Genomic DNA, 236 nt, shown 5'->3' on the forward strand with positions numbered 1-236 from the left:
GGCCCAACGCTTCATACTCACAGCGTACCTAAATCGGTCACCAAAAATGCTGATGGTAGTCTGACTTTACTATTAGAAAATGACCAAAGCTTAACGATTGACTGCCTAATTTGGGCTATTGGTCGTTCACCATCAACGGGCAATATCGGCTTAGAAAATACCGATGTGCAGTTAGATGCTAAAGGCTATGTCATTACTGATGAGCAGCAAAATACCACCGCGAAAGGTGTTTATTG

At 42.8% G+C, this 236-nt stretch carries 1 protein-coding gene; it reads left to right on the forward strand.

The window, feature by feature from the left end:
- The coding region (locus AAEY68_RS21705; RefSeq protein ID WP_350586900.1) for an FAD-dependent oxidoreductase at positions 1–236 on the forward strand (236 nt) is incomplete at both ends.

The sequence above is a fragment of the Pseudoalteromonas sp. RB2-MNA-CIBAN-0110 genome (assembly GCF_040309305.1).
Classification (GTDB): domain Bacteria; phylum Pseudomonadota; class Gammaproteobacteria; order Enterobacterales; family Alteromonadaceae; genus Pseudoalteromonas; species Pseudoalteromonas arctica.